The organism is Natranaeroarchaeum aerophilus (assembly GCF_023638055.1).
Classification (GTDB): domain Archaea; phylum Halobacteriota; class Halobacteria; order Halobacteriales; family Natronoarchaeaceae; genus Natranaeroarchaeum; species Natranaeroarchaeum aerophilum.
This window is the reverse complement of sequence record NZ_JAKRVY010000010.1, coordinates 1-24,727: the sequence shown is the minus strand read 5'-3', so window position 1 is coordinate 24,727 and position 24,727 is coordinate 1. Positions and strand designations below refer to the sequence as shown.

General features: G+C 58.4%; 29 protein-coding genes and 1 tRNA gene. 19 read left to right on the top strand and 11 right to left on the bottom strand.

Going from position 1 to position 24,727, the window contains the following annotated elements:
* Positions 1-12 precede the first annotated feature (12 nt).
* Genes AArcSt11_RS14640 through AArcSt11_RS14630 form a run of 3 tightly spaced genes read right to left on the bottom strand, consistent with a single transcriptional unit; the run spans position 13 to position 3,543 of the window.
* Positions 13-1,287 (bottom strand): ABC transporter ATP-binding protein, encoded by a 1,275-nt coding sequence (locus AArcSt11_RS14640; protein ID WP_250598168.1) that lies wholly within the window; start codon positions 1,285-1,287, stop codon positions 13-15.
* The gene (locus tag AArcSt11_RS14635; RefSeq protein WP_250598167.1) at positions 1,280-2,341 is read right to left on the bottom strand and encodes an ABC transporter ATP-binding protein; all 1,062 of its coding nucleotides are present in this window, start codon (positions 2,339-2,341) and stop codon (positions 1,280-1,282) included. The genes AArcSt11_RS14640 and AArcSt11_RS14635 overlap by 8 nt, the downstream gene beginning before the upstream one ends.
* The gene (locus AArcSt11_RS14630; protein ID WP_250598166.1) at positions 2,338-3,543 is read right to left on the bottom strand and encodes an ABC transporter permease; all 1,206 of its coding nucleotides are present in this window, start codon (positions 3,541-3,543) and stop codon (positions 2,338-2,340) included. Before AArcSt11_RS14630 ends, AArcSt11_RS14635 begins: the two co-directional genes overlap by 4 nt.
* Before the next feature lie 180 nt (positions 3,544-3,723).
* Between AArcSt11_RS14630 and AArcSt11_RS14625 the strand changes: the two genes are divergently transcribed.
* The gene (locus AArcSt11_RS14625) at positions 3,724-4,668 is read left to right on the top strand and encodes an ABC transporter permease (protein WP_250598165.1); all 945 of its coding nucleotides are present in this window, start codon (positions 3,724-3,726) and stop codon (positions 4,666-4,668) included.
* A gap of 8 nt (positions 4,669-4,676) precedes the next feature.
* On the opposite strand, the gene AArcSt11_RS14620 is transcribed toward AArcSt11_RS14625, so the two are convergent.
* The gene (locus tag AArcSt11_RS14620; protein WP_250598164.1) at positions 4,677-5,705 is read right to left on the bottom strand and encodes a bactofilin family protein; all 1,029 of its coding nucleotides are present in this window, start codon (positions 5,703-5,705) and stop codon (positions 4,677-4,679) included.
* A 114-nt stretch (positions 5,706-5,819) separates the two neighbouring features.
* Between AArcSt11_RS14620 and AArcSt11_RS14615 the strand changes: the two genes are divergently transcribed.
* Positions 5,820-6,554 (top strand): competence/damage-inducible protein A, encoded by a 735-nt coding sequence (locus AArcSt11_RS14615; RefSeq protein ID WP_250598163.1) that lies wholly within the window; start codon positions 5,820-5,822, stop codon positions 6,552-6,554.
* Between the two features lie 352 nt (positions 6,555-6,906).
* On the opposite strand, the gene AArcSt11_RS14610 is transcribed toward AArcSt11_RS14615, so the two are convergent.
* Together AArcSt11_RS14610 and AArcSt11_RS14605 are read right to left on the bottom strand one after the other, a co-directional pair.
* Positions 6,907-6,981: transfer RNA gene (locus AArcSt11_RS14610), tRNA-Met, on the bottom strand.
* A gap of 63 nt (positions 6,982-7,044) precedes the next feature.
* Positions 7,045-7,494, bottom strand: coding sequence for a GtrA family protein (locus AArcSt11_RS14605; RefSeq protein ID WP_250598162.1), 450 nt, complete (start codon positions 7,492-7,494; stop codon positions 7,045-7,047).
* A gap of 89 nt (positions 7,495-7,583) precedes the next feature.
* Between AArcSt11_RS14605 and AArcSt11_RS14600 the strand changes: the two genes are divergently transcribed.
* A complete protein-coding gene (locus AArcSt11_RS14600; protein WP_250598161.1) occupies positions 7,584-9,773 on the top strand; it encodes a PAS domain-containing protein in 2,190 nt (729 codons plus the stop codon).
* Between the two features lie 25 nt (positions 9,774-9,798).
* The gene (locus AArcSt11_RS14595; RefSeq protein ID WP_250598159.1) at positions 9,799-10,188 is read left to right on the top strand and encodes a methylglyoxal synthase; all 390 of its coding nucleotides are present in this window, start codon (positions 9,799-9,801) and stop codon (positions 10,186-10,188) included.
* 25 nt (positions 10,189-10,213) lie between these two features.
* Here AArcSt11_RS14595 and AArcSt11_RS14590 read toward each other — a convergent pair whose 3' ends face one another.
* Complete coding sequence (locus AArcSt11_RS14590) at positions 10,214-10,468, bottom strand: HAH_0734 family protein (RefSeq protein ID WP_250598157.1); 255 nt, start codon at positions 10,466-10,468, stop codon at positions 10,214-10,216.
* A gap of 115 nt (positions 10,469-10,583) precedes the next feature.
* Here AArcSt11_RS14590 and AArcSt11_RS14585 point away from each other — a divergent pair, with 115 nt between their 5' ends.
* From AArcSt11_RS14585 to AArcSt11_RS14555, 7 genes are all read left to right on the top strand, one after another.
* On the top strand, positions 10,584-10,862 hold the full coding sequence (locus tag AArcSt11_RS14585) for a 50S ribosomal protein L44e (protein WP_250598155.1): 279 nt from the start codon (positions 10,584-10,586) through the stop codon (positions 10,860-10,862).
* Positions 10,863-10,867: 5 nt separating this feature from the next.
* Positions 10,868-11,056, top strand: a complete 189-nt coding sequence (locus AArcSt11_RS14580) for a 30S ribosomal protein S27e (RefSeq protein ID WP_250598153.1) — start codon at positions 10,868-10,870, stop codon at positions 11,054-11,056.
* 18 nt (positions 11,057-11,074) lie between these two features.
* A complete protein-coding gene (locus tag AArcSt11_RS14575; protein ID WP_250598151.1) occupies positions 11,075-11,875 on the top strand; it encodes a translation initiation factor IF-2 subunit alpha in 801 nt (266 codons plus the stop codon).
* Positions 11,875-12,057 carry an RNA-protein complex protein Nop10 gene (locus AArcSt11_RS14570; protein ID WP_250598149.1) on the top strand — a complete coding sequence of 61 codons (183 nt, stop codon included), beginning with the start codon at positions 11,875-11,877 and terminating at the stop codon, positions 12,055-12,057. Before AArcSt11_RS14575 ends, AArcSt11_RS14570 begins: the two co-directional genes overlap by 1 nt.
* 5 nt (positions 12,058-12,062) lie before the next feature.
* Positions 12,063-12,818, top strand: coding sequence for a proteasome assembly chaperone family protein (locus AArcSt11_RS14565; protein WP_250598147.1), 756 nt, complete (start codon positions 12,063-12,065; stop codon positions 12,816-12,818).
* 496 nt (positions 12,819-13,314) lie between these two features.
* The gene (locus AArcSt11_RS14560; RefSeq protein WP_250598146.1) at positions 13,315-14,424 is read left to right on the top strand and encodes a pyridoxal-phosphate-dependent aminotransferase family protein; all 1,110 of its coding nucleotides are present in this window, start codon (positions 13,315-13,317) and stop codon (positions 14,422-14,424) included.
* Positions 14,425-14,499: 75 nt separating this feature from the next.
* The gene (locus AArcSt11_RS14555) at positions 14,500-16,167 is read left to right on the top strand and encodes an HTTM domain-containing protein (RefSeq protein WP_250598145.1); all 1,668 of its coding nucleotides are present in this window, start codon (positions 14,500-14,502) and stop codon (positions 16,165-16,167) included.
* A 28-nt stretch (positions 16,168-16,195) separates the two neighbouring features.
* Here AArcSt11_RS14555 and AArcSt11_RS14550 read toward each other — a convergent pair whose 3' ends face one another.
* Positions 16,196-16,528: a winged helix-turn-helix transcriptional regulator gene (locus AArcSt11_RS14550; RefSeq protein WP_250598144.1), complete on the bottom strand. Its 333-nt coding sequence runs from the start codon at positions 16,526-16,528 to the stop codon at positions 16,196-16,198.
* A gap of 178 nt (positions 16,529-16,706) precedes the next feature.
* Between AArcSt11_RS14550 and AArcSt11_RS14545 the strand changes: the two genes are divergently transcribed.
* Positions 16,707-16,847, top strand: coding sequence for a DUF2080 family transposase-associated protein (locus AArcSt11_RS14545; protein ID WP_353617804.1), 141 nt, complete (start codon positions 16,707-16,709; stop codon positions 16,845-16,847).
* A 3-nt stretch (positions 16,848-16,850) separates the two neighbouring features.
* On the top strand, positions 16,851-18,104 hold the full coding sequence (locus tag AArcSt11_RS14540) for an RNA-guided endonuclease InsQ/TnpB family protein (protein ID WP_250598143.1): 1,254 nt from the start codon (positions 16,851-16,853) through the stop codon (positions 18,102-18,104).
* A 68-nt stretch (positions 18,105-18,172) separates the two neighbouring features.
* Here AArcSt11_RS14540 and AArcSt11_RS14535 read toward each other — a convergent pair whose 3' ends face one another.
* From AArcSt11_RS14535 to AArcSt11_RS14525, 3 genes are all read right to left on the bottom strand, one after another.
* The gene (locus AArcSt11_RS14535; RefSeq protein ID WP_250598142.1) at positions 18,173-20,137 is read right to left on the bottom strand and encodes a PAS domain S-box protein; all 1,965 of its coding nucleotides are present in this window, start codon (positions 20,135-20,137) and stop codon (positions 18,173-18,175) included.
* Between the two features lie 140 nt (positions 20,138-20,277).
* Positions 20,278-20,826 carry a DNA starvation/stationary phase protection protein DpsA gene (gene dpsA, locus AArcSt11_RS14530; RefSeq protein WP_250598141.1) on the bottom strand — a complete coding sequence of 183 codons (549 nt, stop codon included), beginning with the start codon at positions 20,824-20,826 and terminating at the stop codon, positions 20,278-20,280.
* Positions 20,827-21,000: 174 nt separating this feature from the next.
* Positions 21,001-21,159 carry a DUF7331 family protein gene (locus tag AArcSt11_RS14525; RefSeq protein ID WP_250598139.1) on the bottom strand — a complete coding sequence of 53 codons (159 nt, stop codon included), beginning with the start codon at positions 21,157-21,159 and terminating at the stop codon, positions 21,001-21,003.
* 117 nt (positions 21,160-21,276) lie between these two features.
* Here AArcSt11_RS14525 and AArcSt11_RS14520 point away from each other — a divergent pair, with 117 nt between their 5' ends.
* The 6 genes from AArcSt11_RS14520 to AArcSt11_RS14495 form a co-directional block, all read left to right on the top strand.
* Entirely contained in the window at positions 21,277-22,461 is a 1,185-nt protein-coding gene (locus AArcSt11_RS14520; RefSeq protein WP_250598137.1) for a tRNA sulfurtransferase, read from the top strand.
* Positions 22,462-22,520: 59 nt separating this feature from the next.
* Positions 22,521-23,423: an acetamidase/formamidase family protein gene (locus AArcSt11_RS14515; RefSeq protein ID WP_250598136.1), complete on the top strand. Its 903-nt coding sequence runs from the start codon at positions 22,521-22,523 to the stop codon at positions 23,421-23,423.
* A gap of 1 nt (position 23,424) precedes the next feature.
* Positions 23,425-23,634 carry a hypothetical protein gene (locus tag AArcSt11_RS14510; protein WP_250598135.1) on the top strand — a complete coding sequence of 70 codons (210 nt, stop codon included), beginning with the start codon at positions 23,425-23,427 and terminating at the stop codon, positions 23,632-23,634.
* A gap of 45 nt (positions 23,635-23,679) precedes the next feature.
* Complete coding sequence (locus AArcSt11_RS14505; RefSeq protein WP_250598134.1) at positions 23,680-23,910, top strand: hypothetical protein; 231 nt, start codon at positions 23,680-23,682, stop codon at positions 23,908-23,910.
* Between the two features lie 9 nt (positions 23,911-23,919).
* On the top strand, positions 23,920-24,336 hold the full coding sequence (locus AArcSt11_RS14500; RefSeq protein ID WP_250598133.1) for a PIN domain-containing protein: 417 nt from the start codon (positions 23,920-23,922) through the stop codon (positions 24,334-24,336).
* A gap of 186 nt (positions 24,337-24,522) precedes the next feature.
* A partial coding sequence (locus AArcSt11_RS14495; RefSeq protein ID WP_250598131.1) for a hypothetical protein occupies positions 24,523-24,727 on the top strand: 205 nt, incomplete at its 3' end.

Sequence of the window (24,727 nt, the reverse complement as noted above, 5' to 3'; positions counted from 1 at the left end):
CCTCATTTGAGATCAGAGTAGATCGTTGTCGGAGCCCTCGTTGTGGAGGTGGCATTTTGCCAGCTTGCCGTCCACAGAATTTTCAGGAGGAACCTCCCGTTCGCAAACAGTCGGGAACGCTTCTTTCAGCACGCTGTTCGCGCGTTCCGTATTTCCATCGGCAACTGCGTTGCTTGCGGTTTCGATTGCCGTTTCGGCCCGGTCATCGGACAGCGGCTGCGGTAGGTCGAACGCCTTGCGGACGGCCGCTGCATCACCGTTCCCTTCAGTAACCGTCTCTGGTAACTCCCCCATTTGCAGCGTGAAGTGGAACTCCGCAACAGATCGCCAACAATCCCGGTCGAGAGTGACGTGTTCGGGCGGGATAATCTCTGGGCAGCGAGGGTGGAACCGACACCCTTTGGGGGGGTCTGATGGGTCGGGTACCGTGTTAGTGAGCGGTCGGGCAAGTGTTTGGTCGCTCGGGTCGAGACTCGGAACCGATTCGAGCAATACGCGGGTATACGGGTGTGCTGGTGAACCGAGTACCGTGTCGACTGGTCCCTTCTCGACGATTTCCCCGAGGTACATTACCGCGAGGCGATCACAGAAACGACGGACAATATCGAGATCGTGGCTAATGAGCAGCACCGAGATACCGTACTCCCGACGGATATTGTCCAACAGGGAAAGTACGTCTGCTTCGACGCGATTGTCCAGTGCGCTCGTCGGTTCGTCGGCCACGATCAGGTCCGGGTTGAGTATCAGTGCTCGAGCGATCGAAATACGCTGTTTTTCTCCGCCGGAAAACTCGTGTGGATACCGATCGGCATCAGTGCCCGAGAGTCCTACGCGTTCGAGCAGATCTTCGACGAGTCGCCGGCGGCGACTCACGTCATCCATACCGTGGAGACGAAGCGGTTCCGCAACCGCCTCTCCAATTGTCATTCGCGGGCTGAACGCTTCGTTTGGATCTTGCACGACGAGTTGTGCGCGTCGACGAAACGAACGGAGCGCTTGGCCAGTAAGCTCTGTGATTGCTTGTCCATCGAACTGCACGGTTCCAGCGGTCGGCTCTTCGAGCCGGAGAATCGACTCCGCAGTCGTTGACTTCCCGCATCCCGACTCTCCGACCAACCCGAACACCTCTCCGCGATTGATGGTGAAACTCACACCATCCACGGCACGGATCCGACCTGTTTCACGTCGTAGCCACCCTTCGGTGATCGGGTAATGGGTCTTGAGGTCTTCGACGACTATCAGGGGCTCGTCTCCGTTTGACTTTGTGTGGTGATCTGGATTACTCATCGGTATTACTCATGTCAGTCTGGTGATTCACTGCCGAACCCGATTCGAGTATCGGCGCGGGAGAGTGCTCGCCGTCGTAGTACACACACGACACAACGTGGTCTGATTCGGCAGCAACGGGATATGACGGCGGTTGTGTACGCTCACTACACGCCTCTATTTCATAGGGGCATTCGGATCGAAATCGACAGCCTGTGGCCGGGATATCCTCACGCGTAGTTCGAGAGGTTCGATGGTCGATGGTCCCATAGCTCTGAAACAACTCCTGAGTGTATGGGTGGGCTGGACGCTCAAAGACCTGCTCGACGGGTCCACGTTCGACGATGGTACCGCCGAACATCACCAGAACACGGTCTGCGAGCGCAGCAACTACCCGCAAGTCGTGTGTTACAAACAATAACCCCATTCCGCTGTCAGTCAGATCGCGAAAGAGTTCGATCAATCGTGCCTGAACTGTCACGTCCACAGAAGTAGTCGGCTCGTCAGCAATCAGAAGAGTGGGATCTGCGGCAAGTGAAATAGCGAGCGCAACCCGCTGGGCCATCCCGCCGGAGAGTTCGTGAGGGTAGACATCAATCCGGCTGTCTGCTCGTGGAATACCAACTTGACGCAGCAGTTCGATACCCCTGAGACGTGCTGTTTGTCGGTCTACCTGCTCGTGGATACGGATCGTCTCGACGATCTGATCGCCGATAGTATAGACCGGATCAAGCGACTGCTGGGGGTTCTGAAACAGGTGGGCGATATCGCTCCCGCGGTGTGACCGTCGAGTTGCGTCATCCGCCGAAAGGATCTCAGTACCTGCAAACTCCACAGTGCCGGAGACGATTTCCGCTGGCGGCTGCTTGATAAGTCCCGTAAGCGACTCGCATGTGACGCTTTTGCCGCTCCCTGATTCACCGACGATACAGACCGTTTCGCCGCGGTCGACGGTAAAGTCGATTCCATCTACGGCAGATACCGTTTTGTGTTTTGTGTGAATCGTCGTTCGAAGATTTTCAACGGTGAGTAGTGGCCGTTCGTCCCTACTTTCTGCTCCGTTTTCTCGCTTCATTGTCCACCTCGTGGATCCAGAATGTCTCTGAGTCCATCTCCGACGAGTTTGAGCGAAAGTATCGTTGTTGTCAACGCAAGTGCTGGTAGCGTCGAAACCCACCAGATCCTGTACGCGGGATACTCTGCTCTCGTCTGCAGATGACTCGCTATTTCAGCGTTGACGGATTCACTGATAACTGATCCCCACGAGTACAACTCGATATGGTGGAATCCGAGGAAGGCAATGCCTGCTTCGAATAGGATCAGCAAGGCCAGTAGCTGACATACGGCCGGAATCAACGTATTCGTTATATTCGGAATGATATGGCGAGCTATTATATATCGATTAGAGGCACCCAGACTGCGTGCAACACGAATGTGTCCGCGTTCTCGACGTTGGAGCACTTCACTCCTGACGAGACGTGCCACTCCGCCCCAACTGAGCACTGCGAACGCTGACACTAACAACAACAGTGATGGGTTCCAATAGGTATACCCAATAAAATATGCGACGATCGCCGGAATAGAGAGCTGGAGATCGACGTACGACATGAGTAGCCGGTCGACGATGCCTCCGTGAAGCCCGGCGATTGCCCCGATAGCAGCCGCCAGTGGGACAATCGCAGCAACTGCGATTACAAGTATGTATACTGTCACTCTCGAACCACGAATCAAGAGGTATCCCATTCCAAACCCACGTTCGTTCGTGCCGAGCGGGTACGTCCAGGAACCGTGACAGCTACTATCCAGCGGCGGACCTGTGACACTTCCGACACACTCGACACGCGGAATCTCCGTTGAAAACCCAACAGGTGGATGGAAGGCATGCTCAAATCGCAATCCGGGATTCGACACGAGTCCGGGCCCGAGCAGTCCAAGCATACAAACGCCACAGAGAAATCCAAGTGCGCCAAAGACGATCGGTCGTGATCGCAACTGCGCAAGTTCGGATTGGACTGCGCGCCGACGCTTGATAAGCGGCACTACGCCGTATGCTACGACGATGACAGATGACAGCAAAAACGCCCAATCGATGAGCCCGGGATTCCACGTCCCGATCAAATATGCGTTCGCGACGAACCGATCGGACAGGTACACAACGAAAACTGCCAGTATACCAACAACCAGAAATGCTCTTTCCGTTGAAAGCCGCTGCTTTGATGCAGTGATCTCCGACCAGTCGACGTTTTCGAACCGGTCATCACGATCGGTGCCGCGCATCGTGTCTCTAGTTGACAATGGTCGTAGGATTTATAAGCCTATTCCTCTACAATGTGACCAGAATACTTATTTATCTATGCATTCACTTGTTGGCATGACTACTGCTCTTTTCGAATGGTTCGATATGTTCTGTCTACGTTCAAGGAGGTAACCGACACCTGCAGAACACAAGCATAGAATATGAGTCTGCTCAGCTTATTCCTGAAACGAATCGCCGTCGGGGTCTTTTCCGCGTGGATGGTTCTGACGACGGTTTTCGCCGCGATGTCCGTCACCGACGACTGGGTCGCTCAGGGCCTAGAGGGTCAGCTGCGTTGGGGAGGGACAAGCGAGGAGGAACTGCAGCAACGAATTGACGAGTACATGGCTGGACGCGGGTATGATCGACCCCTCCATGAGCAGTATATCGACTGGATGGGAAACATGATCTCGCTTCAGTGGGGCGATTCGTTCACTACAGGGGAACCAGTTCTTCCGTTTGTCGTGGGCGGTGTCCTCCGTACAGGGACGTATGTCGTCCCTGCTGTGTTTCTGGGGGTTCTCATCGGCAGTCTACTCGGGATATACGCGGGAGTCCGGAGCGATCATCCCTTGTCGGATCTCGGTCGTGGGACGGCGTACCTCCTGTTTGCTCTCCCGAGTTTCTGGCTTGGGGGGATCGCAGTTTCACTTGTTGAGGGGGGCGTTATCGATCGTCCAGATTTTCTGTTCGACCACGGGTTGCCGGTTCTGTTCACTACGATGGCGTTGGTCGGTGGGTACGTCAGCTATTCTCGGGCATATACACTGGAATACACGAACGCGGAGTTCGTTACACTGGTCAGAGCCAAGGGCGCACACCCGCTTCGAGTGATACGGCATATCGTCCGGAACGCTGCGATACCGCTTTTCTCGATGCTATTTACTGAAGTTGTCGCATTGCTGGTACTCTCGGTATTCGTGATTGAGGTGCTGTTCGGAATCGACGGCTTTGGGTTGCGGTTTTTTATTGCCCTCACTGAGCGTGACCTTCCTGTAGTGCTTGGCAACACGATGGTCGTTATTCTGCTTGGGGTTGTCGGCAGCATTATTCAGGATCTCACCTACTCGCTTCTCGATCCGCGCGTGGATATCGGGCGCCGATAGTCCGTTGATCAACTACTCACGTCCGTCCCATCGGTTCTCAGCTCCCTCACTGCCAGTGCCAACGCCCCGATCCCTATCAGTGAGACTAACCCCGCGAACAGACTCCCGACATAGGGTATTTGTGCAACGAGTGCCACGAGCGGCAATCCGACGATCAGCCCGAGCCAGCGGCTCCGGATATTCGCAAACGAAAGCAGCCACATCCCAACGGCGTACCTCCCGTAGACTGTCGCCACCCAGAGGAAAACGGCGAACAACAGGAACCCGACCAGCGAGAGCGGAAGCCCAAGGATACTCAACGCAAGCAGGCCGAGCAGGACCGGCACCACGATGATGGCTAGCAATCCAACACCGGCACTTGACAGCGTGGACTCCCTGAACCGATCACTTACCGCCAGCGAAAACCGTGGGCCGAGAGCGAGCAGTATCGCCCCGAGCAGCATGTTCAACAGCAGCGCGTACGCCGCGATGGCCCACTCAAGCTCCTCGGGGAACTCCGCCGGACCGATCACCGTACCGGGGTCGCGCGTCGTCTCGCCCTCCACCTCCGCTCCCGGCTGGACGTCCAGTTCGCCAGCGTAGGTCAGATCGCCGCCGATCACCGCGCTCGATCCGAGCGTGATTGTACCGGACCCCGCCTCCACATCTCCCTGAACCGTCCCGTCGATCGTCACCGAGCCTGCGGCGATCGAAAGCGATCCACCGACGGTTGCCGTCTCGCCGATCCAGACGTTCCCACCGATGACCTGCAGATCGCCACTTACGTCACCGGTGATTCGGACATCGCCGCCGAGCACCGACACGTTCTCCGCGTCGCCGTCGATCGTTACGGTCCCTCCGACGACCTGCAGTTCACCCTCGACGGTCCCGTCGATAACGACGGTTCCACCGGCGACGGTCAGATCCTCGACAGTCTCCCCTTCCTCGATGACGACTGTACCGCCGGTCCTGGTCTCCTCGGCCGTGGCGACGGCAGGACCGACCGCGAGACTACCCACAACCGCCAGCACTACGAGAACGACAACGAAACGTCTCATCCCGAGTGTCCGTTCGTCAATTGGAAAGAAATAGTTAGTTCAGAAACAGTATCTGGTTAGTTGCTCTTCGGGCCGAAGCGTGGGCTTTTGTCCACAGAGCACCTTTTTCCTCCGATGGAAGTCGCGATCCTCACTGTCGGCGACGAGGTGCTGGCAGGCGACACGCCGAACACGAACGCTACCTGGCTCGCCGAACAGATCACGGGCCGTGGCTCGACGGTCGCCCGGATCCTCACGCTGCCGGACGACCGCACTCTCATCGCCGGGACGATCGGCGACTGGCGCGGCCGGTTCGACGCTGTCGTAGTCACCGGCGGTCTCGGCGGAACTCACGACGACGTCACTGCGGACGCCCTCGCCGACGCGTTTGATCGCTATCTGGTCGTCGATCCGGCAGTTCGTGAGGACGTCCTCGAAACCGCCGCGGCCTACCGCGATGCCAACCCCGAACTCGTCGCCGAACACGACCTCGATCTTGACGTCGACGCGTGGGCGTCGCTCCCTGGCGGTGCTCGCGCGATCATCAACCCCGAAGGACTCTGTCCCGGCTGTGTGCTAGAGACCGTCTACGCCTTTCCGGGCGTCCCAGCGGAGATGCAGGCGCTCTTCGATCTGGTCGCCCACGAGTTCGACGGTGACGTGACATCGAGGACGCTGTACACCCCCCAGCCCGAGGGCTCGATGATCGACGCTCTCGCGGGCGTGCGCGAACGGTTCGATGTACAAGTTGGAAGCTATCCGGACACTGGTGGGCTAAATCGACTGAAAGTGAGCGGCGAGGATGCTGATGACGTTGTAGCTGCCGCAGAGTGGTTGCAAGGCCGGGTTACAGTCGACAGAGTGGTGTGAGGGGTAGGTTACTACAAAATTTGTAGTGTACGCTTCGAAAACTGTAGTAAAGGGGTTGATCGTTGGTGACAGTGTGTTAACAGTCGGGTCTCGTATTCGGTGGCTCTTTCGTGGCGAAAATAAAGTGGGAGGTAGATTTGAACTACGCCAACTTCGGTCGCAGTGCTCCCTCGTTGTCTATTTCAAATCTACTCCGTACGATATTTGCTGCTCGCGGGATTGCTCGCAGCAAAAGTATAGCGGGAGGTAGATTTGAACTATGAGGACTGCGCTCGACTGGCTCGCTTGTCCTTGAGTTCAAATCTACACCATTCGATATTTGCCGCTCGCGGAGTTGCTCGCGGCAAAAGTATAGCGGGAGGTAGATTTGAACTACCGATCTGCGGGTTATGAGCCCGCCGGAATCTCCTGGCTATCCCATCCCGCTACATCTTCGTACCGCCGTCCGCTAGTTAAGGGTTGTGTTTCACCTGCCCTGTGTGGATTCTCCTCACTCGTGGACGCTCCAGGTAAAGTAGCTCTCCGCCAGAAAGTTGACGACGAAACCACAGGCAATACCCACGGCGTTGGCCAGCAGGTACGGGACGCCAAACACCCGCACCAGTGCGGAGAGCACGACAGTAGCGACGGTGAGTCCGCCGAGACGAACGGCGTTCGAGGTGGCGAGGCGTGCCAGCAGCGACCGGTAGCCGTCCCTCCCCCACTGCGAGAACGTCCAGCGGTCGTTCAGAACGAACATGACGAGGATCGCAGCCTCGACGGCGATAATCTTGGCGAGTTCCAGCGGGAGTTCCCAGTGTTCGACAAGCGAGATCAGGACGGCGAAATCGATCGTGGTACCGACGAGGCCGACAGTAGCGAACCGGACGAGTCGGCCGCCGGATGCCAGTGAGCGAAGCCGTGCCTGCAGTATATCGATAGTAGATCCCCCACCGCTCATGGGTTGGTATCGCCCGGAGAGAGTGAAAAGCCATGCGACTCCGCCGTGGGGTTTAACTACCTGACCTGTGACGTATTCCGACGAGTATCGTGTTCGACAGTGACTCTCCCGATGAACTGGAACAACATCTGACGCGGTTCATCGATAACCTCCCGGGTCTCGCGTACCGGTGCGAGCCACAGCCACCGTGGGAGATGACGTTTTTGCGCGGACAGGTGGAGTCACTCACCGGGTATTCGGTGGAAGCATTCGAGGCCCACGAGCTGACGTGGGGCGAGCTCGTTCGGGAAGACACGTCCACAAACCTCACCGAGGATATCGAGACCGCAATCGAAGAGCGGTCACAGTTCAGCGTCACCTACGATATCCGTACGAGTAGCGGTGAGATCAAACACGTCTTCGAGCGTGGTCTGCCGATCGTCGAGGACGGCGACGTTGTCGCGCTCGAAGGAGTCATCGTCGAAATAACCCAGCGCAAGGAGTACGAACAGCGCCTGCGACGGCAGAATGATCTGTTTGCCCAGACCCAGGAAATGGCTGACGTAGGCGGGTGGGAGCTGGATCCTCGTACCGAAACCCTCCGCTGGACCGATCAGGTACACCGGATCCACGGCCTTCCCCTGGACTACGAACCGACTGTTGAGGACGCCCTGGAGTTCTACCACGAGGACGATCGGCCGCTGATGCAGGAGGCGGTACAGCGTGCCATTGTGCAGGGCGAGTCGTTCGACCATGAACTCCGAATTATCACGTATCACGGCGAACAGCGCTGGGTTCGTGCGAGAGGTGTTCCACAGGTCGAGGACGGTGAGACGGTCCGCGTTCGGGGGGCGATTCAGGACGTCACGGATCGACGTGAACGCGAGCGGTCGCTTCGGGAGGAAAAGGCGCTGACCAAAAGCATCTTCGAGGCGCTTCCGGATATCCTCTATGTCTTGAATGAGGAGGGGCAGTTCACACGGTGGAACGATCGGTTCCGGAGTGTGACTGGCTACTCCGATGACGAGATTGCAGAGATGCGTCCGGAGGATTTCATTGCGAAGGAGGATCGGGACGCCGTCAGGGCGAAAATACGGAGTGTCCTCGAAGACGAAGACCCAACGACGGTCAAAGCGCAACTGAAGACGAAATCAGGCGAGCAGATCCTCTACGAATTCACGAGTGCACCGCTCTCGAAGGGCGATCGGGGAGAGCGGGAACTCGTGGGGCTGGGTCGTGATATTTCGGGTCGGCTGGAACAGCAGCGACGCTTCGAGGCGGTGTTTAACAACACCTACCAGTTCACGGGTCTGCTAGATTCCGGGGGGACGCTCATCGAGGTCAACGATGCCGGACTCGAATTCACTAACACGAGCCGGGGCGAGGTGATCGGGGTGAAGCTGTGGGAGGCTCTGGAGCTCTGTACCGACGACGCACAGCGGTCGCTTCGCCGTGGCTTCGAGCAGGCGCTGTCCGGCGACTGGTACCGGGACGAGCTCCGTGTTCGAGCCGAGGGACAGGATACCATCATCGACGTTTCGATCAGGCCGATTACCGACGAGAGTGGTGAGGTCGTCTTTCTGGTCCCGGAGGGGCGTGATATCACCGAGTTCAAGGAACGAGAGCAGCTACTCCGGGTTCTCAATCGACTCCTGCGGCACAATATTCGAAACGACCTGACCGCGATCCGGGGCTACGCCGGAACGCTCGCGGACTCGGTGTCTGATCCAGAACTGATCGAGTATGCCGGACAGATCGACGCTGCGGCGGATAATCTGCTATCGACCAGTGAAAAAGCAAAGGAGATGGTCGACCTGATTCTCGCCCCGGTCAGAGATACTGCTACCCTGGATGTCGAACCGGTGGTGAAAACGGTGTCACGATCGCTCCGGCGTGAGTACCCGGCGGCTACGGTGACCGTAGCGATCGAGGAGTCGGTCGTCGCCGAGTGTGACGAGCGACTCGGAATTGTCCTCGAACAGCTAATCGAGAACGGAATCGAGCATACCACGGGCGATCAGCCACACGTTGACGTTCGTGTGTCCGGCCGTGGTGATACTGCGCGGATCGAGATCGCCGACACCGGTCCTGGTATCCCCGAAGACGAGTGGTCGATGATCAACGAGGAAGTCCGGGATGCACCAACACAGCTTCGGCACGGCAAGGGAATCGGGCTGATACTGACACAGTGGATCGTCGACGAGTTCGGCGGGTCAGTCCAGTATACCGAGCGGCCCGAAACAGGGAGTCTCGTTATCGTTCGTCTCCCTGCGGCGTCGGCTGCCGAGCAAAACGACTAACCCCCTCCCCGTGAGAGGTAGGTGTATGACACGTGTAGCGCTGATCGCACACGATGATAAGAAACCAGATATGATCGACCTCGCACAGGAACACGAGGAACTGCTGGAGCAGTACGACCTCCTCGCGACAGGGACGACCGGCAAGCGATTGATGGAAGAAACTGACCTTGATGTCGAGCGTAAGGAGTCCGGACCGCTCGGCGGGGACATGATGATCGGTGCGGAGGTCGCCGAGGGTATCCTCGACGGGATCGTCTTCCTGCGTGACCCGTTACGCGCGCAGGCCCACGAACCGGACATCTCAGCGCTGCTACGGATCTGTGACGTTCACGACACGGCCCTGGCGACGAACCTCGCTTCGGCGGAGTACCTGCTCAAGGGACTCGCGGATCGCCCGGTCCATCAGAGCGACTAGACCGGCTCGAATTTTCGACGCCGAACTATCCCGCTCGCTCGATGACGGTGACCTCACCGGCGTCGAGTCTGTCGACGTCGAGGAAGTGTGGGATGTACTCGCGTTTGTCGTAGCTCTCGCGCTCGTCTTCGGTTCCGGCGACACACCACAGCTGGACCTCGTCGGGGCCGTGCCAGTCACCGTTGCGGTTGATCTGGAACAGCGTCAGTTCCTCGCCATCGTGCTCGATGACGGCGTTGCGACGGATCCCGGGATCCCCGCGAATGATGAGACGCTTCATACGGAACCGTTCGTACGACCGTCAATTAAGCGCTTCGAGACCGAGCGGTGAGCCGTCCCGAACCAAACGGGTTTTAAGCGCCCGCGGATAACGAAACTCCAAGAGGCCGATATCTATGGAAATGCCACGCCGATTTAACACGTACTGCCCGCACTGCAACGAGCACTACGAACACGAAGTCGAGAAGGTTCGTACCGGTCGCCAGACCGGCATGAAGTGGATCGACCGACAGGAAAAGCGTAACAAAGGAATCGGGAACGACGGCAAGTTCTCGAAGGTGCCCGGTGGCGACAAGCCCACCAAGAAGACAGACCTCAAATACCGCTGTGGCGAGTGCGGCAAAGCCCACCTCCGTCCGGGCTGGCGTGCCGGTCGCCTGACGTTCCAGGAGTGATTACGATGGCAGGAAATTTCTACAAAGTCAAGTGTCCGGATTGCGAGAACGAACAGGTCGTCTTCGGCAAGGCCTCCACGGAGGTCTCGTGTGCGGTCTGTGGCGTCACGCTCGCCACGCCCACCGGTGGAAAGGCGGAGTTCGAGGGCGAGGTCCTCGACGTCGTCGAGAACCGTACTGCCGAGGCGCAGTGAGCGTCGAGGTGATCGACGATGAAATTTAGCGGCTGGCCAGAGTCCGGCGAGCTCGTCGTCGGCGAGGTCGACGAGATCGAGGACTTCGGCGTCTTCGTCGATCTCAAGGAGTACGACGACAAACGCGGCCTGACACACGTCAGCGAGGTCGCCTCCGGCTGGATCAAGAACGTCCGCGATCACGTCCGCGAGGGACAGACGGTCGTCTGCAAGGTCCTTGATGTCGACGAGGATGCCCAGCAGATCGACCTCTCGATCAAGGACGTCAACGACCACCAGCGCTCCGAGAAGATTCAGGAGTGGAAAAACGAGCAAAAAGCGGATAACTGGATGCTGCTCGCCTTCGGCGAGGACGTCGACGACGAGACCTACACTCGCGTCGCCAACGGGATCCTCGCGGAGTTCGGCAGCCTCTACGACGGCTTCGAGGAGGCCGCCATCCACGGTCACGAGGCGCTCGAAGGAACCGATCTCGACGACGACGACCTTGACGCGCTCGTCGAGACGGCTCGCGAGAACGTCTCGGTGCCCTACGTCAACGTCACCGGCTACGTCGACCTCGAATGTCCGACCCCGACCGGCGTCGACTCGATCAAAGAGGCGCTGAAAGCCGCCGAAGGAAACGGTGAGGTGCCCGACGAAGTCGACCTCGAAGTGACCTACGTCGGCTCGCCCGAGTACCGCATCAAGGTGCAGGCACCGAACTACAAGACCGCCGAGAGCGAACTCGAAACGAGTGCCGACCGCGGTATCGAAGCAATCGAGGGGATCGGCGGCACCGGCGAGTTCCATCGCGAACGCCGCACCGACGACGAGTAATGAAATCGGACATCCGGATCTGTTCGGCGTGGCGCGAGGCCCACGAACGCCCGGTGTACACCCTTTCTTCGAACTGTCCCGAATGCGGGGCCGGCGCGGTAAACAGCGCACCCGCGCCCTTTAACCCGGAGGATCCGCACGGCGAGTACCGACGCGCACTTAAGCGACGCGCCCGCGAGTAAGCGGTATGAACGAAGTCGATGTCGAGCGTGTCGAGAGCGCCGAGCTACAGGATCCGGTACTCATCGAGGGGCTTCCGGGGGTCGGTCACGTCGGGAAGCTCGCGGCCGAGCATCTGCTCGACGAGCTTGACGGGACGCTGGTCCGGCGCGTCTATTCGGATCAGTTCCCGCCACAGGTCGAGGTCGGTGATGATGGGGTCGCAGAGCTCACCTGTGCGGAGTTTCACGCCGTCGAGACGGAGGGTCGTGATCTCCTCGTCCTCTCGGGCGATCATCAGGCACAGAGCAACGAGGGCCACTACGAACTCACTGACACGTTCCTCGACATCGCCGAGGAGTTCGGCGTGAGCGAGGTGTACGCACTCGGTGGTGTTCCGACCGGCGAACTGATCGAGGAGTACGACGTGCTCGGCGCGGCATCCAATGAGGACGTCGTCGAGCGACTGACCGACGCTGGTGTCGAGTTCCGTGACTCCGAACCCGCGGGCGGTATCGTCGGCGTGAGCGGCCTGCTGCTCGGCCTCGGTGGACGACGTGGCCACGAAGCCGCCTGTCTGATGGGCGAGACGAGTGGCTATCTCGTCGATCCGAAGAGCGCACAGGCGGTTCTGGAAATCCTGCAGGACGTCCTCGGCTTCGAGGTCGACTTCGGCAGTCTCGAAGAGCGTGCCGACGAAATGGAGGAAGTCATCGGGAAGATCCAGGAGATGGAACAACAACAGAACGTCCCGAGCGACGACGACCTGCGGTATATCGGTTAGCTGAATTGAGGCGCTAAGCCCCCCTTCCTCAACGAGCAGCGCAGTCCGCGTAGCGGACAAGCAGCGCAGTAGGGAGGAGATACAGCGCCGCCACAGAGTTGCTTGCACTCTGTTCCATGAATTTATAATGGTGCCAGCCGAAGGCTGGAACCGAGATGGCAACTACTCATCGTCTCGGCTTAGAGTCCGACAAGAAGGACGGTCGAGACAGATTCCGCCGTCACCACCGAGTAGGAGTGGGACGCTCCAAATCTACTCCTGCGGAGACTGCGCTCCCTGCGCGGACTGTCGGCGCAAGCCGACCGTCCGTGAAAAAGCGCGTCGCGGAACCAGGAAGCTCCACCCTCAGCGAGCGCGTCAGCGCGAGCAGGGTGGGGTAGTTCACAGCGGCTTCCTTTCTCAACATCGGAACTCGATCCGAATTTCACATGCACAGAAGCGGATCATAACATCCATGTCCGCGCGGGTGGCACTCTCATACAGATAGGTGGCTCCTGTGACAGAAAAACGCGAATACCGCGACGACTACACCGACAAGAAACTGTACATACCCGGTCCGACCGAGGTGCGTGAGGACGTCATCGACGCGATGGCACAGCCGATGTTCGGCCATCGGATGGATCGGATGACCGATCTGTACACGACCATCGTAGAGGACACGAAGGAGTTCCTCGGCACCGACAACGACGTCATCATCCTCACCGGCTCGGGGACGGAGTTCTGGGAAGCATCGACGCTCAATCTGGTCGACGAGAACATCCTCGTGGCGACCTGTGGGAGCTTCAGTGAACGCCACGCCAACGTTGCCGAGCGACTGGGCAAGAACGTCGACACGATTGATTACGAGTGGGGCAACGCGGTCAAACCTGAAGACATCCGCGAGGCGCTCGAAACCAGCGACAAGCACTACGACGTTGTCGCCGTCGTTAAAAACGAGAGTTCGACCGGCGTCCGGAATCCGATCGAGGAGATCGGCGACGTCGTCGACGAGTACGATGACACGTACTTCGTCGTCGACGCGGTCTCCTCGCTGGGCGGTGACTACGTCGATATCGACGAACACGGCATCGACGTCCTCTTTGCCTCCTCGCAGAAGGCCTTCGCGATGCCGCCGGGACTTGCGATCTGTGTTGTCAGCGACGAGGCCTACGAGCGGGAACTCGAAAAGGACGAAGCGTCGTGGTACGGCGGCTTCCAGCGCTGTCTGGACTACTACGACCGGAAGGGACAGACCCACTCGACGCCCGCGATCCCGATCATGCTGGCCTACCGCAAGCAGATGAAACATATGCTCGATGAAGGCCACGAAGCCCGCGACGAGCGTCACCGCGAGATGGCCGAGTACACCCGCGAGTGGGCTCGCGAGCACTTCGCCATGTTCCCCGAAGAGGGATACGAGTCCCAGACGGTCTCCTGTATCGAGAACACGCAGGGGATCGATGTCGCCGAGACCGTGGCCAAGGTCAACGAACAGTACGACATGGCCTTCTCCAGTGGCTACGGTGACCTCAGCGAGGAGTCGTTCCGCATCGGCCACATGGGCGAACACGACATCGAGAGCATCAAGGAACTCACCGACGCGATCGAAGACGTCGCGGATCTGTAGTCGAGCCTTCCAGTTCGGATCGACTGACACCCGCCTCCGTAACAAATATGATCCGATCCCGTGTGTCGTTGATCAATGTCGTCCCGCGGACGCGACGGCTCGCCCTCCCAGTTCGCCCGGGTACAGACTGCCGTAGAGCGTCGTATTCGAGTTGACAGCCGGTCGCTCGCGGCGTTTCGCATACTGGCTGGGCTGCTCGTTATCGCCGATCTGCTACTCAGGTCCCGCAATTTCGAATTTTTTTACACCGAATCCGGCGTGGTGCCCCGCTCGCTCGCCCGCGAGCTATCGGCGGACTACGCGCTCTCGATCTATCACCTCACGACCGATCCGACGCTGATTGCCGCGCTATTCGTCCTTCAGGGTCTCATCGCGCTGCAGTTGATCGTGGGCTACAAAACCCGCCTCGCCACGGTGCTCACTTTCGTTTTCGCCGTCTCACTGGACCATCACAATCCGCTCGTACTGAGCTACGCCGATACGCTGTTTCGCTTCCTGTTGTTCTGGGCGATGTTTCTCCCACTCGGGGAGCGGTGGTCGATCGATGCCGTCCACCGGGACCGCACACCGCGGGCGTCGGTGGCGAGTGCTGCAACCGCACTCGTGCTCGTACAGGTCGTCTATGTCTACTTCACCAACGGGCTCACGAAGTCACTGTCCGAGGAGTGGGTCAGCGGAACCGCCGCGACGCTTGTCTTCGGCATCGACGAAGTGACATTCCTGCTGGGGGATCTCCTGCGGGAGGTTCCGGCCCTGCTCGGGATCGGTGGCTTCGTCTGGTATCTCATGTTGCTCGGCTCGTGGCTCCTGCTGGCCCTTGTCGGGCGAGGACGACTGGCACTCGTGGGCCTGTTCGTCGCCGGACACGTTTCCTTTGCGCTGACGGTCCGGATCGGCGCGTTCCCATACGTCTCGATCGCTGGACTGTTGTTGTTTCTCCCACCGGTCTTCTGGCAGCACGTACGAACCCTGTTCGATCGAGCGCGAGTCGACGTCGACGGGATCGTAGCATCTGTTCGGGATCTGGCGACGCTCGTTCCGGCATCACCGCTCATCGGCGACTTCGACCGGTTCGGCCTCCCGCCCGACCGGAGACGGCGTCTCCGGAGCGGGGTGTACACCGTCACGATCGGTATCGTGGTCGTGACGATCGTGCTGGTTTCGATTACGTTTCTGTTCCAGATCGGGACGGCGGTTGCAGCTGATGACCACCAGCCGACCGAAGAGACGATCGATGACGTGCTCGTCGACGGGCTGGACGGGATCACGGGGCTCCGGCACGTCGAGACTGTCGCCGAAAGCGCCGGGGTTGACCAGCCGGTTGCCTGGGGGATCTTCGCCCAGCCACGGACCGAGGACCGGTATTACGTCTTCCCGGCACGCACTGCCGAGGGAGATCTCGTCGACGCATACAACGCACGAAAAGTAACCTACGACCGCCCGTACGACCGACTACAGCGACAACACGGAACCTATCGCGAGCGCTTTTACATGAACAGCGTCCGGCGCGGCGGCCAGTACGGAAACGATGTTCCCCACTATCTCGCCGAGCACGTCTGCGAGCAGTGGGCTGACGAGCACGGGACGGAACTCACGCACGTCAACATGTATATGATAAGCGAAGAGATTACGCGAGAAACGATAGACAGACCGTCCGACCGTGACCGGACGTATCTGGAGATCTACAGTCATGGCTGTGGGGACTATGGCCCAACCGTGATTCAGCCACCTGACGGGGAGTGAAACAGGGACGCGACAGTACAGTGATGGACTACAGCCACTCGTCCGCCCAGGCTTCGATCTCGTCGAAGACAGGACAGAGCGACGCACCCTTCTCGGTGAGGTTGTAGTACGTCGCGACAGGGGCGTCCTCTTCGAGTCGACGCGTCACGAAGCCCGTCTCCTGGAGATCGTCGAGCACTCGGGAGAGCGTTCGAGAGCTGGCACCGGTCGAGCGTTTGAGTTCGTTGAACCGCTTTTCGCCGTCCTGTAAGTCGTTGAGAACGATCAGCCGCCACTGGGAACCGATCTGTTCGAGCGAGTCGACGACCGAACAGACGTCCTCACCGTGGTGTTTCTCCTCCTGTGGGGTACCGGTCGACATACAACAAAGTAGGCGAGTCCCGTATTTAGCAGTTTATATGCACTACCCCCAGTCCTCAAGGTGCGAGCGATTAGGCCGGTGATACAGTGCCGTCATCATCTATATAACACCAACTGTTTCTCACTACCAGGTCGAAAAAATGCCACCTTTATGTTGATATAATGTTTAAACTATGGTGATAGATAGATACGAAATCGAAGGCCATGAAGTACTAGAAGGTGATGTGAAGGCGACTGGCAACGGTGCACATATCCTCGTTCCCAAAGATTGGCGTGGTGCAGACGTGAAAATCGTCAGAACATCTGAACCCAACGAGTAACCAATGCACTACGCCTACAGGTATCGACTGCATCCGACTGAAGCCCAGCGTGAGACACTGGACTATCACCGCGATACCTGTCGGCAACTCTACAACCATGCACTCAACGAGTTCAAGCAAATACCCAAATCAGCAGGGGCGCTCAACCAGCGAGTGCGTCAAGTTCGAGACCAACTACCCGACCTCAAAGACTGGTGGAATGCACTCAACGATATATATTCCACTGTGTCTCAAGCCGCTGTCATGCGAATCGAAGACAGCATCAAAGCACTTTCAGCACTCAAAAAGAACGGCCATGACGTCGGGAGTCTCAACTGGAAGGCTCCTGACGAGTTTCGGAGTTTCAAATATGTACAGTCCGGCTTCGAGTTCGACAAGAAGAACGGCCAGACTGTCCTCTCCCTCTCGAAACTCGCAGATATTCCAATTACGTACCACCGTAAAATTCCAGATGATGTCACCGTCAAAGAGGTCGTTATCAAGAAAGAGCGTACTGGCGAGTGGTACGCTTCTTTCGCTGTCGAAGGAAAAGAGACGCCAGCAAAACCGAAAGACCCTGACCGTTGCGTTGGAATCGACGTAGGGATCCTCAAGTACGCCCACGATACGGATGGGCGTGCTGTTGGATCGCTAGGACTGAGAAACGAACAAGAGCGTCTCAGGCGCGAACAGCGGTCTCTTTCTCGGAAGCAAACTGGGTCAAACAACTGGGAGAAACAACGACTCAAAGTAGCCGAGTGCCACCAGCAAGTCAGGCGAAAACGCCATGATGTCCTACATAAACTCTCGAATTACTACGCCACTGAGTACGATTTGGTAACTGTTGAGGAGTTGAATGTGAAATCGATGCTGGAGTCGGCTGGCAACAGTCAAAACACTGCTTCGGCATCGTGGGACACGTTCACCACGATGCTTGAGTACAAGTGCAAGCGTGAAGGGACACACTTTGCCGAGGTTGAGCCAGCAGGCACGACCAAGGAGTGTGCATCGTGTGGTGTCGAATCAGACAAACCGCTCTGGGTGCGAGAACACTCGTGTCCTGCATGTGGTTTTGAAATGGATAGAGACGCAAATGCCGCAATTAATATTCTCTCTCGGGGTTTCGAGGAGCTAGGACTGGGGCAGTCCGAAGGTACGCCTGTGGAGACTGCGCTCCCTATGTTCACGTCGTCGGGGTCTTCCGACGTTGTGGATGTAAAGCGCGTCGTAGAAACAGGAAGCCCCACCCTCAACGAAACCGTGCCATCGGCTGAGTAGGGTGGGGTAGTTCACGTTCTTTGACGAACTAGCTTTCACGATGCAACTGTGGGGGCTGATTCCGGCACTCACTCGGGATGTGCTCGTACGTCCCGGAACTCGAAGCGTGCCCCGCCACTGTCGCTTTCGGCGACGCTCACCGTCCAGCCGTGTGCGGACGCGACCTCCTTGACAACCCACAGACCGATTCCGAGCCCCTCGTCGGATGTCGTAAACGACGAGTCGAAAGCGTTCTCTCGGATCTCTTCGGGCATCCCAGGCCCATCGTCCTCGACGTAAAACCCGGCTGATCGACCGGAATCACCGGAGACGCTCCCACCAACATCGGAGAGCATGCCGACACGGATCGTGACGTCCGCTCGCCCGTGCTGGATACTGTTCCGGAACAGGTTCTCGAACGATCGAAGGAGTCGTGACCGGTCGGCCGCGATCGGTTCGGACGTTTCGATTTCGATCCGCGCCTGCTCTGTCGTGACGTTCGACCAGGCGTCGCTGGCGACATCGTCGAGCTGGAGCTGTTCGGTCTCGGTCACGGTCTGTCCGTGCCGAGCCAGTGCGAGTACGTCGCCGATGATATCTTCCATCCGATCAAGTCCTGCACGGACGTTGTCGAGTGATTCCAGTTCGCCGACCTGCTCTGTCGCGAGGTCAACGTAGCCCTGGGCAACGGAGAGGGGATTGCGGAGGTCATGGCTGACGATACTTGCGAACGCTTCGAGCCGTTCGTTCTGTCGCTCTAGTTCCCGTTCGCGCTTTTTACGTTCGGTAATATCCCGGAGCACACCCACAGTGCCCCGGTGAGAGTCGCCACGGGGTAATAGTGCGATCTGATTCTCGCAGGGAACGGTCGTTCCGTCCTTGCAGTTGATCGTGATCTCGATTGCTTCTTTCTCCTGATCGTGGGTCCCCTCGAGACGGTCGATCGTCTTGCGGCGGCGTTCGATGTCGTCGTCGTCCAGCAGTATCGAGACGTGTTCGCCGAGCAATCCCTCGCGAGAGTACCCCGTCATCTCCAGCAGGCCGTTGTTGACCGTCATGAAGTGTCCCCCGGCATCGAGCGCGTACATCCCGTCCCCGACGGTTTCGACCAGTCGCTCGTATCGTTCTAGCACTCGCTCTTGCTGGTCGATCTCCCCCCGGACAGCAATCGAATCGAGAACGTGGGCGGTCGTCCCGGCGATCTCTTCGAGGACGTCTAGCTCGATGTCGGTAAAACCGTCGCTGGAATCGGTATAGACCCCGAGCACACCGTGCAAGTCGTCGTTCTCGACCAGCGGGAAGAACGCAGCGGCGCGACAGTCCTGTTCCAGAGCCGCCGAGCGCCACGGGAGGCTGGCAGGATAGGAGTCGATATCAGTGACGATCTGGGACTTTCGTCTCCGGAGGAGTTCATTGAGTACGTTATCCGGGGCGTTCGGGCCGACGCCGAACGTCCGAGATGTTGGCCATCCATCCGGCGCAGTGCTCATTACCCAGGGGACGACCTGTCGCTCTCCCGCATCGTATTCGCCGACCCACGCGAATGTGTACCTGCCGCCGTCAGTGAGCTGGTTGCAGACGGCATGTTCGATATCCATTGGCGAACTCGCATCCACGAGCAGCCGCTTGATGTCGTGGACCATGTCCTCGGGGGAGGTGCCCACCGGGCGCGCGGCAGAACCGGAGCCACGAACGACCGCATTTGCAACCCACCCGCCGAGGGCTGTCTTGTCGCTTTCCTCGTCAAGGTCGAGAAAATCGACGACTTCGGAGACCGTGCTGTCACCGTCAAGATCGGTAGACGAAACCACTAGCAACGGTACAGACGGGTACTGCTCCCGGATCGCTCCGAGCACTTCGGACTCCGTTTCTATCGTCATCTGGTCGGCAATCACACAGTCGATAGTTCCGGAGTTGATCTCGGCAACCGCTTCGTCCAGCCGGGTCGTCGCACGGACGGATATCCGGGGATGCGACCAGCGAAGTGGACTGGCGAACCGTTCGACGACATCGGCGTCTCTGGACAGGCACAGAACCGTATTCTCGGAGTTCATAGTCTCTTGCGATAGAGGGGGCGAACCGTGGTGCTTACACAGCACCATAGTACACGGTTCGACTGCGTGCGTTCGTCAGTAATGTTTTTCGGTTATACAAAAAGCCAAGAACAGGCGATCGATCCGAACCAGCGGATCGATTACTCGATCGAGTTCTCAGTGACCAGCGTGTCGTCCTCGAGGTAGTGTTCGAGGTGGTGGCCGTGCTCTTCGACGTCGATCAGGATCCCCCGAAGGAGTTCGGCAGTGGCGGGGTCTCCGAGGTTGCGGGCTAGCTGTTCGTGCTCGCGGAGCTGCTCGGTGATGTCCCCGAAGATCTCGAGGTCGTTTTCGAGCGACGTTCGGATGTCGTAAACGTCCTTGTCTTCAGGCGTTACTGGGGCGCGCTCCTCGTAGTTTGCACCACCGGAGAGTGGGACGCCGCCGAGCGCCTGCGCTCGTTCTGCGAGGATGTCAGCACCCTCTTCGAGGTCGGCCGCGACTTCGCCGAGGTAGACGTGGAGGTCGCGGAACTCCGCACCTTCGACGATCCAGTGGTGCTTTTTGACCTGGTGATACAGGACGTATGTCGCGGCGAGGTCGGTGTTGAGCGCCTCGACGAGTTGTTCGGCCTTGTCTTCGGGAATCCGAAGGGCTTCGCTCTCGTGGATGTCTCCGAAGGGCTGACGGGCGTGTTTCTGTGAGCTCATTACATCTTCACGTTGGACGGCTACACACTTAAAGATTCATACTCTCTAAAAGAGTTTTATAGATTCATAAAATAATGTTCGCTCACAGTCAATCCACTGGTAGATGGGCCGGCTTGCCTCCGAAGCGGTCGCACCACTGGCTATACATCACGCAAGCGGCGAAGTGGTGCTGTCCTACCGAGAAAGGGAAACCGTCAGATCAGTTGCGATCCAGCCGTCGCTGTTACCATCTTCGGTAAAGACAACGCGTCCAGGAGTAGTCTCACAGACTGCGACAGTTGGAACCTCGTTATCCGTCGACTCGCTCTCGTCGGGATTGACCGTGGCGCTCATTGAGTGTTGTTAGGCGGGCCTAAATCTAAAAAGGTTTTGGTGAGCCTAAGAATCCGAGAACCGTCACGTTTGGATGACTTCAAAGGGTGTATATTCGGCTGTAGTCTATTCCGGAGCATGCATCCCCCGGGCGCGGACACCGTACTGCTCCGTCACGGCGAGGTAAACACCAAGAGTCGGCAGGTGCAACTCGCCATGGAGCGACGGCTCGTCGAGAACGTCCGGGCTGTACTGGCCGACCGTGGAGTCGATGGCGATGTCGAGCGCCGATGGACCCGTCCGCTGATCCATGTCGCCGAGGAGGACGTCGAAGCGGCGACAACGGCTGCAAGCGACGTATTCGGTGTCGTCTCTGCCAGCCCTGCGCTCGTCGTCGACGCCGATCGGGCAGCGATCGAATCCGCGCTCGTACGGACGGCAACGGCGTGTTACACCGGTGGCAGCTTCGCTATCGAGGCTCGTCGCGCCGGGAATACAACGCCATTCGATAGCGAAGATATCGGCAAGTTTGGCGGCAACGCTATCTGGGACGCCGTCTCCGAGCGGTTCGATCCCGAAGTCGACCTCGACGACCCCGACCTGACGTTCTACGTCGAGTGTCGCAAAGCGGAGGCGTTCGTATTTATCGAAAAGCGCCAGGGTCCGGGTGGGCTCCCGATTGGCACTCAGGACCCACTCATTACGCTGGTCAGCGGCGGCATCGACTCACCTGTCGCCGCCTACGAGGTCATGCGCCGTGGGGCTCCGACCATCCCTGTCTATCTCGATCTCGGTGACTACGGCGGCGTCGATCACCGGGAGCGAGCGATCGAATCGGTACGAACCCTGGCGAAGTACGCGCCGGACCACTCGTTTGACCTCCGAATCGTCGACGCTGGAGAGACGGTCGCTCACCTCGCCGAGACTATCGAGGAAGGGCGGATGCTCGCCTTTCGCCGCTACATGTATCAGGTCGGGGAAACCGTCGCAAAAGACGGCGGGGCAGTGGGCATCGTCACCGGCGAAGCGATCGGCCAGAAGTCGAGCCAGACGACCGCAAATATGGGCGTGACGAGCCAGTCTGTCGACCTTCCGGTTCACCGTCCCCTGCTGACTGTGGACAAAGAGGAGATCGTCGAGCGCGCCCGGGCGATCGACACGTTTGATACCGCGACAATTTCGGCTGGTTGTAACCGTTTTGCCCCAGAGCAGGCCGAAACACACGGATCTCTCGACGCGATTCAGCGACTGGAGCCGGACGACCTCCTGGAACGCGCCCAGCGCGACGCTCGGGCGGCGGATGTGATAGAGCTCGGCCGGTGATCGGTATCCGTCCGTGATATGGCATACGTTTTAGGTAATTGCGCTCCGCAGTATCGACCATGTCACGCGAGTCAGTAACACACGAACAGGGTGCGATCTATGAGTTTGCACCGGAGATGGACCCGACCGCGACCGTCGAACCGGGGACAGAGCTGACAATCGAAACACGGGATAGCCTCGATGGTGCCGTACAGGCGGATTCCGACGTTATTGAGGAGATCCCCGAGGAGGTCAACGCCGCTACGGGACCGATCGCGGTCGACGGTGCAAGCCCAGGTGATGTGCTCGAAATCGAGATCGAGGAGATTCGCGTCGTCGAACCCGCGGGGCGGGTCATCACGATCGACGGCTTTGGCCTTCTCGACGGACAGCCGCGGATCGAAGCGCCCGAAAGCCGGATGACGCCGATCGAGGACGGGCGACTGTCCTTCGAGGGTATTGACGTCCCGATCGACCCGGTGATCGGGACGATCGGCGTTGCCCCGGCAGAGGAGTCCTACACCACACTCGTTCCCCACGACCACGGCGGGAACCTCGATACGACCGACATGACAGCCGGACACACTGCGTACTTTCCCGTCTTTCAGGAGGGTGCACTCTTTGCGATGGGCGACTGCAAGGCTGCGATGGCCGACGGCGAGATGTGTGGCACCGGTAGCGAGGTCGCCACCGAGATCGACCTGACTGTCGACGTGGTCGAAACCGATGTCCAACTGGAGCGCCCGCTTGTCGAGACGCCGGAGGCGTGGAAGACGATCGCGAGCGCGGAGACGATTGAAACCGCCTGCGAACTCGCAAACAGGGACGTGATCGAACTACTCGCCACTGAACACGACCTTTCGACGACCGAGGCGTACATGCTCTCCAGCCTCGTTGGTGGACTCGAAATCAGTCAAGTCGTCGATCCACTGGTCACCGCCCGGAACGCGATTCCGAAGGCGTACCTCTCGGATCCACTGTAGGATGTCACAGTTCCGCTGGGATCAGTCATCGATCGGCCGAGAACGACCGCAAAAGGTACTCGAACTGGGTCGGCACGCCTGGACGGACGCGGACACTCGTGATACCCACACGCCCGAGCGACCATCGAACGAACGCACCGGAATTTCGTTCGGGCAGCATCCCGACACGCCGCTGTATGGTGATTACAACCCCGAAAACCGGCGGGTCTGAGATACACCGAAAGACACAGTAATCTGTGTTCCCATAGGAGTCTATATGCCCAGTATCACCGTCAACGTTGACGACGACCTCAAAGAGCGCATGGAAAACCACCCGGAAATCAACTGGAGTGAGGTCACCCGGCAGGCTATCCAGGAGAAAGTCGACACGCTGGAAGTGATGGACGAACTCACCAGCGAGAGCGACCTCACCGAGAGCGATGTGCAAGAAATCGCTCAAAAGATCAACGAAAGTGGGCGCAAGCGCGTTGACGAGGAATCAGCGTAGAGACGACGAATGAAGCTGGTCATCGACGCCAATGTCGTCATCTCCGCGCTCATCGCTGATTCGAAAACGCGGGAGCTCATCGTTACGCTTGAACCTGACCTGCTGACTCCCGCGTTCGTCCACGACGAGATCGAAAACTACCAGGAGCTGATCGTCGAGAAGTCCGGAATGGAACCAGATCGAGTCTCACAGTTCATCGACCTTCTGTTCCAGTACATCGATGTTGTGCCCGCCAGCGAGTTCTATCCGGCTATCGAGAGAGCAGACGAAGCAATCGGCGATACCGACCCTGACGACGCACTTTATCTGACGTGTGCGATCGGCTGTGATTCGGCCATCTGGAGTGACGATTCCGATTTCGACGAGCAGGAGCTGGTTGACGTCTATTCGACGAGCGACGTAATCGATTCATTCGATACACGCTAGCCCGGGACAGCAATCTCACGGATTCTCCGACTGTCTATGGAGGCAATCATCGATCAATCGGTACAGGACTGAAGTCGGTCAATATAGAGCATCACTGCAACACAACGGCTCGCTTTATTCTAGGGGCATGACAATATATGCACATCACTGCACAAATTACATTAATTCTGAGTTTTATTGTATATTATGGCATATGGCTGGGAAGGTATTAAACCAGGTGAACCCACTCTAACGGTGCTTTCTTCAATTTTTGGGATACTACTCGGTTTTCTCGTTTCACTCACGGTCGGTGCTATCGTAGTAACTGTTTACTCATCAGTAATTTTAACGATACTTATTGCACCAGTAGTTGGTGGCATGAGTGCAGGATGTTTTTCACGAGGGAACCTAC

Bases quoted from the DNA above. Each gene is read 5' to 3' on its own strand.
- AArcSt11_RS14640 (WP_250598168.1), bottom strand. From the start codon at position 1,287: ATGAGTAATCCAGATCACCACACAAAGTCAAACGGAGACGAGCCCCTG.
- AArcSt11_RS14635 (WP_250598167.1), bottom strand. From the start codon at position 2,341: ATGAAGCGAGAAAACGGAGCAGAAAGTAGGGACGAACGGCCACTACTC.
- AArcSt11_RS14630 (WP_250598166.1), bottom strand. From the start codon at position 3,543: ATGCGCGGCACCGATCGTGATGACCGGTTCGAAAACGTCGACTGGTCG.
- AArcSt11_RS14625 (WP_250598165.1), top strand. From the start codon at position 3,724: ATGAGTCTGCTCAGCTTATTCCTGAAACGAATCGCCGTCGGGGTCTTT.
- AArcSt11_RS14620 (WP_250598164.1), bottom strand. From the start codon at position 5,705: ATGAGACGTTTCGTTGTCGTTCTCGTAGTGCTGGCGGTTGTGGGTAGT.
- AArcSt11_RS14615 (WP_250598163.1), top strand. From the start codon at position 5,820: ATGGAAGTCGCGATCCTCACTGTCGGCGACGAGGTGCTGGCAGGCGAC.
- AArcSt11_RS14605 (WP_250598162.1), bottom strand. From the start codon at position 7,494: ATGAGCGGTGGGGGATCTACTATCGATATACTGCAGGCACGGCTTCGC.
- AArcSt11_RS14595 (WP_250598159.1), top strand. From the start codon at position 9,799: ATGACACGTGTAGCGCTGATCGCACACGATGATAAGAAACCAGATATG.
- AArcSt11_RS14590 (WP_250598157.1), bottom strand. From the start codon at position 10,468: ATGAAGCGTCTCATCATTCGCGGGGATCCCGGGATCCGTCGCAACGCC.
- AArcSt11_RS14585 (WP_250598155.1), top strand. From the start codon at position 10,584: ATGGAAATGCCACGCCGATTTAACACGTACTGCCCGCACTGCAACGAG.
- AArcSt11_RS14580 (WP_250598153.1), top strand. From the start codon at position 10,868: ATGGCAGGAAATTTCTACAAAGTCAAGTGTCCGGATTGCGAGAACGAA.
- AArcSt11_RS14575 (WP_250598151.1), top strand. From the start codon at position 11,075: ATGAAATTTAGCGGCTGGCCAGAGTCCGGCGAGCTCGTCGTCGGCGAG.
- AArcSt11_RS14570 (WP_250598149.1), top strand. From the start codon at position 11,875: ATGAAATCGGACATCCGGATCTGTTCGGCGTGGCGCGAGGCCCACGAA.
- AArcSt11_RS14565 (WP_250598147.1), top strand. From the start codon at position 12,063: ATGAACGAAGTCGATGTCGAGCGTGTCGAGAGCGCCGAGCTACAGGAT.
- AArcSt11_RS14555 (WP_250598145.1), top strand. From the start codon at position 14,500: ATGTCGTCCCGCGGACGCGACGGCTCGCCCTCCCAGTTCGCCCGGGTA.
- AArcSt11_RS14550 (WP_250598144.1), bottom strand. From the start codon at position 16,528: ATGTCGACCGGTACCCCACAGGAGGAGAAACACCACGGTGAGGACGTC.
- AArcSt11_RS14540 (WP_250598143.1), top strand. From the start codon at position 16,851: ATGCACTACGCCTACAGGTATCGACTGCATCCGACTGAAGCCCAGCGT.
- AArcSt11_RS14535 (WP_250598142.1), bottom strand. From the start codon at position 20,137: ATGAACTCCGAGAATACGGTTCTGTGCCTGTCCAGAGACGCCGATGTC.
- dpsA (WP_250598141.1), bottom strand. From the start codon at position 20,826: ATGAGCTCACAGAAACACGCCCGTCAGCCCTTCGGAGACATCCACGAG.
- AArcSt11_RS14525 (WP_250598139.1), bottom strand. From the start codon at position 21,159: ATGAGCGCCACGGTCAATCCCGACGAGAGCGAGTCGACGGATAACGAG.
- AArcSt11_RS14520 (WP_250598137.1), top strand. From the start codon at position 21,277: ATGCATCCCCCGGGCGCGGACACCGTACTGCTCCGTCACGGCGAGGTA.
- AArcSt11_RS14515 (WP_250598136.1), top strand. From the start codon at position 22,521: ATGTCACGCGAGTCAGTAACACACGAACAGGGTGCGATCTATGAGTTT.
- AArcSt11_RS14510 (WP_250598135.1), top strand. From the start codon at position 23,425: ATGTCACAGTTCCGCTGGGATCAGTCATCGATCGGCCGAGAACGACCG.
- AArcSt11_RS14505 (WP_250598134.1), top strand. From the start codon at position 23,680: ATGCCCAGTATCACCGTCAACGTTGACGACGACCTCAAAGAGCGCATG.
- AArcSt11_RS14500 (WP_250598133.1), top strand. From the start codon at position 23,920: ATGAAGCTGGTCATCGACGCCAATGTCGTCATCTCCGCGCTCATCGCT.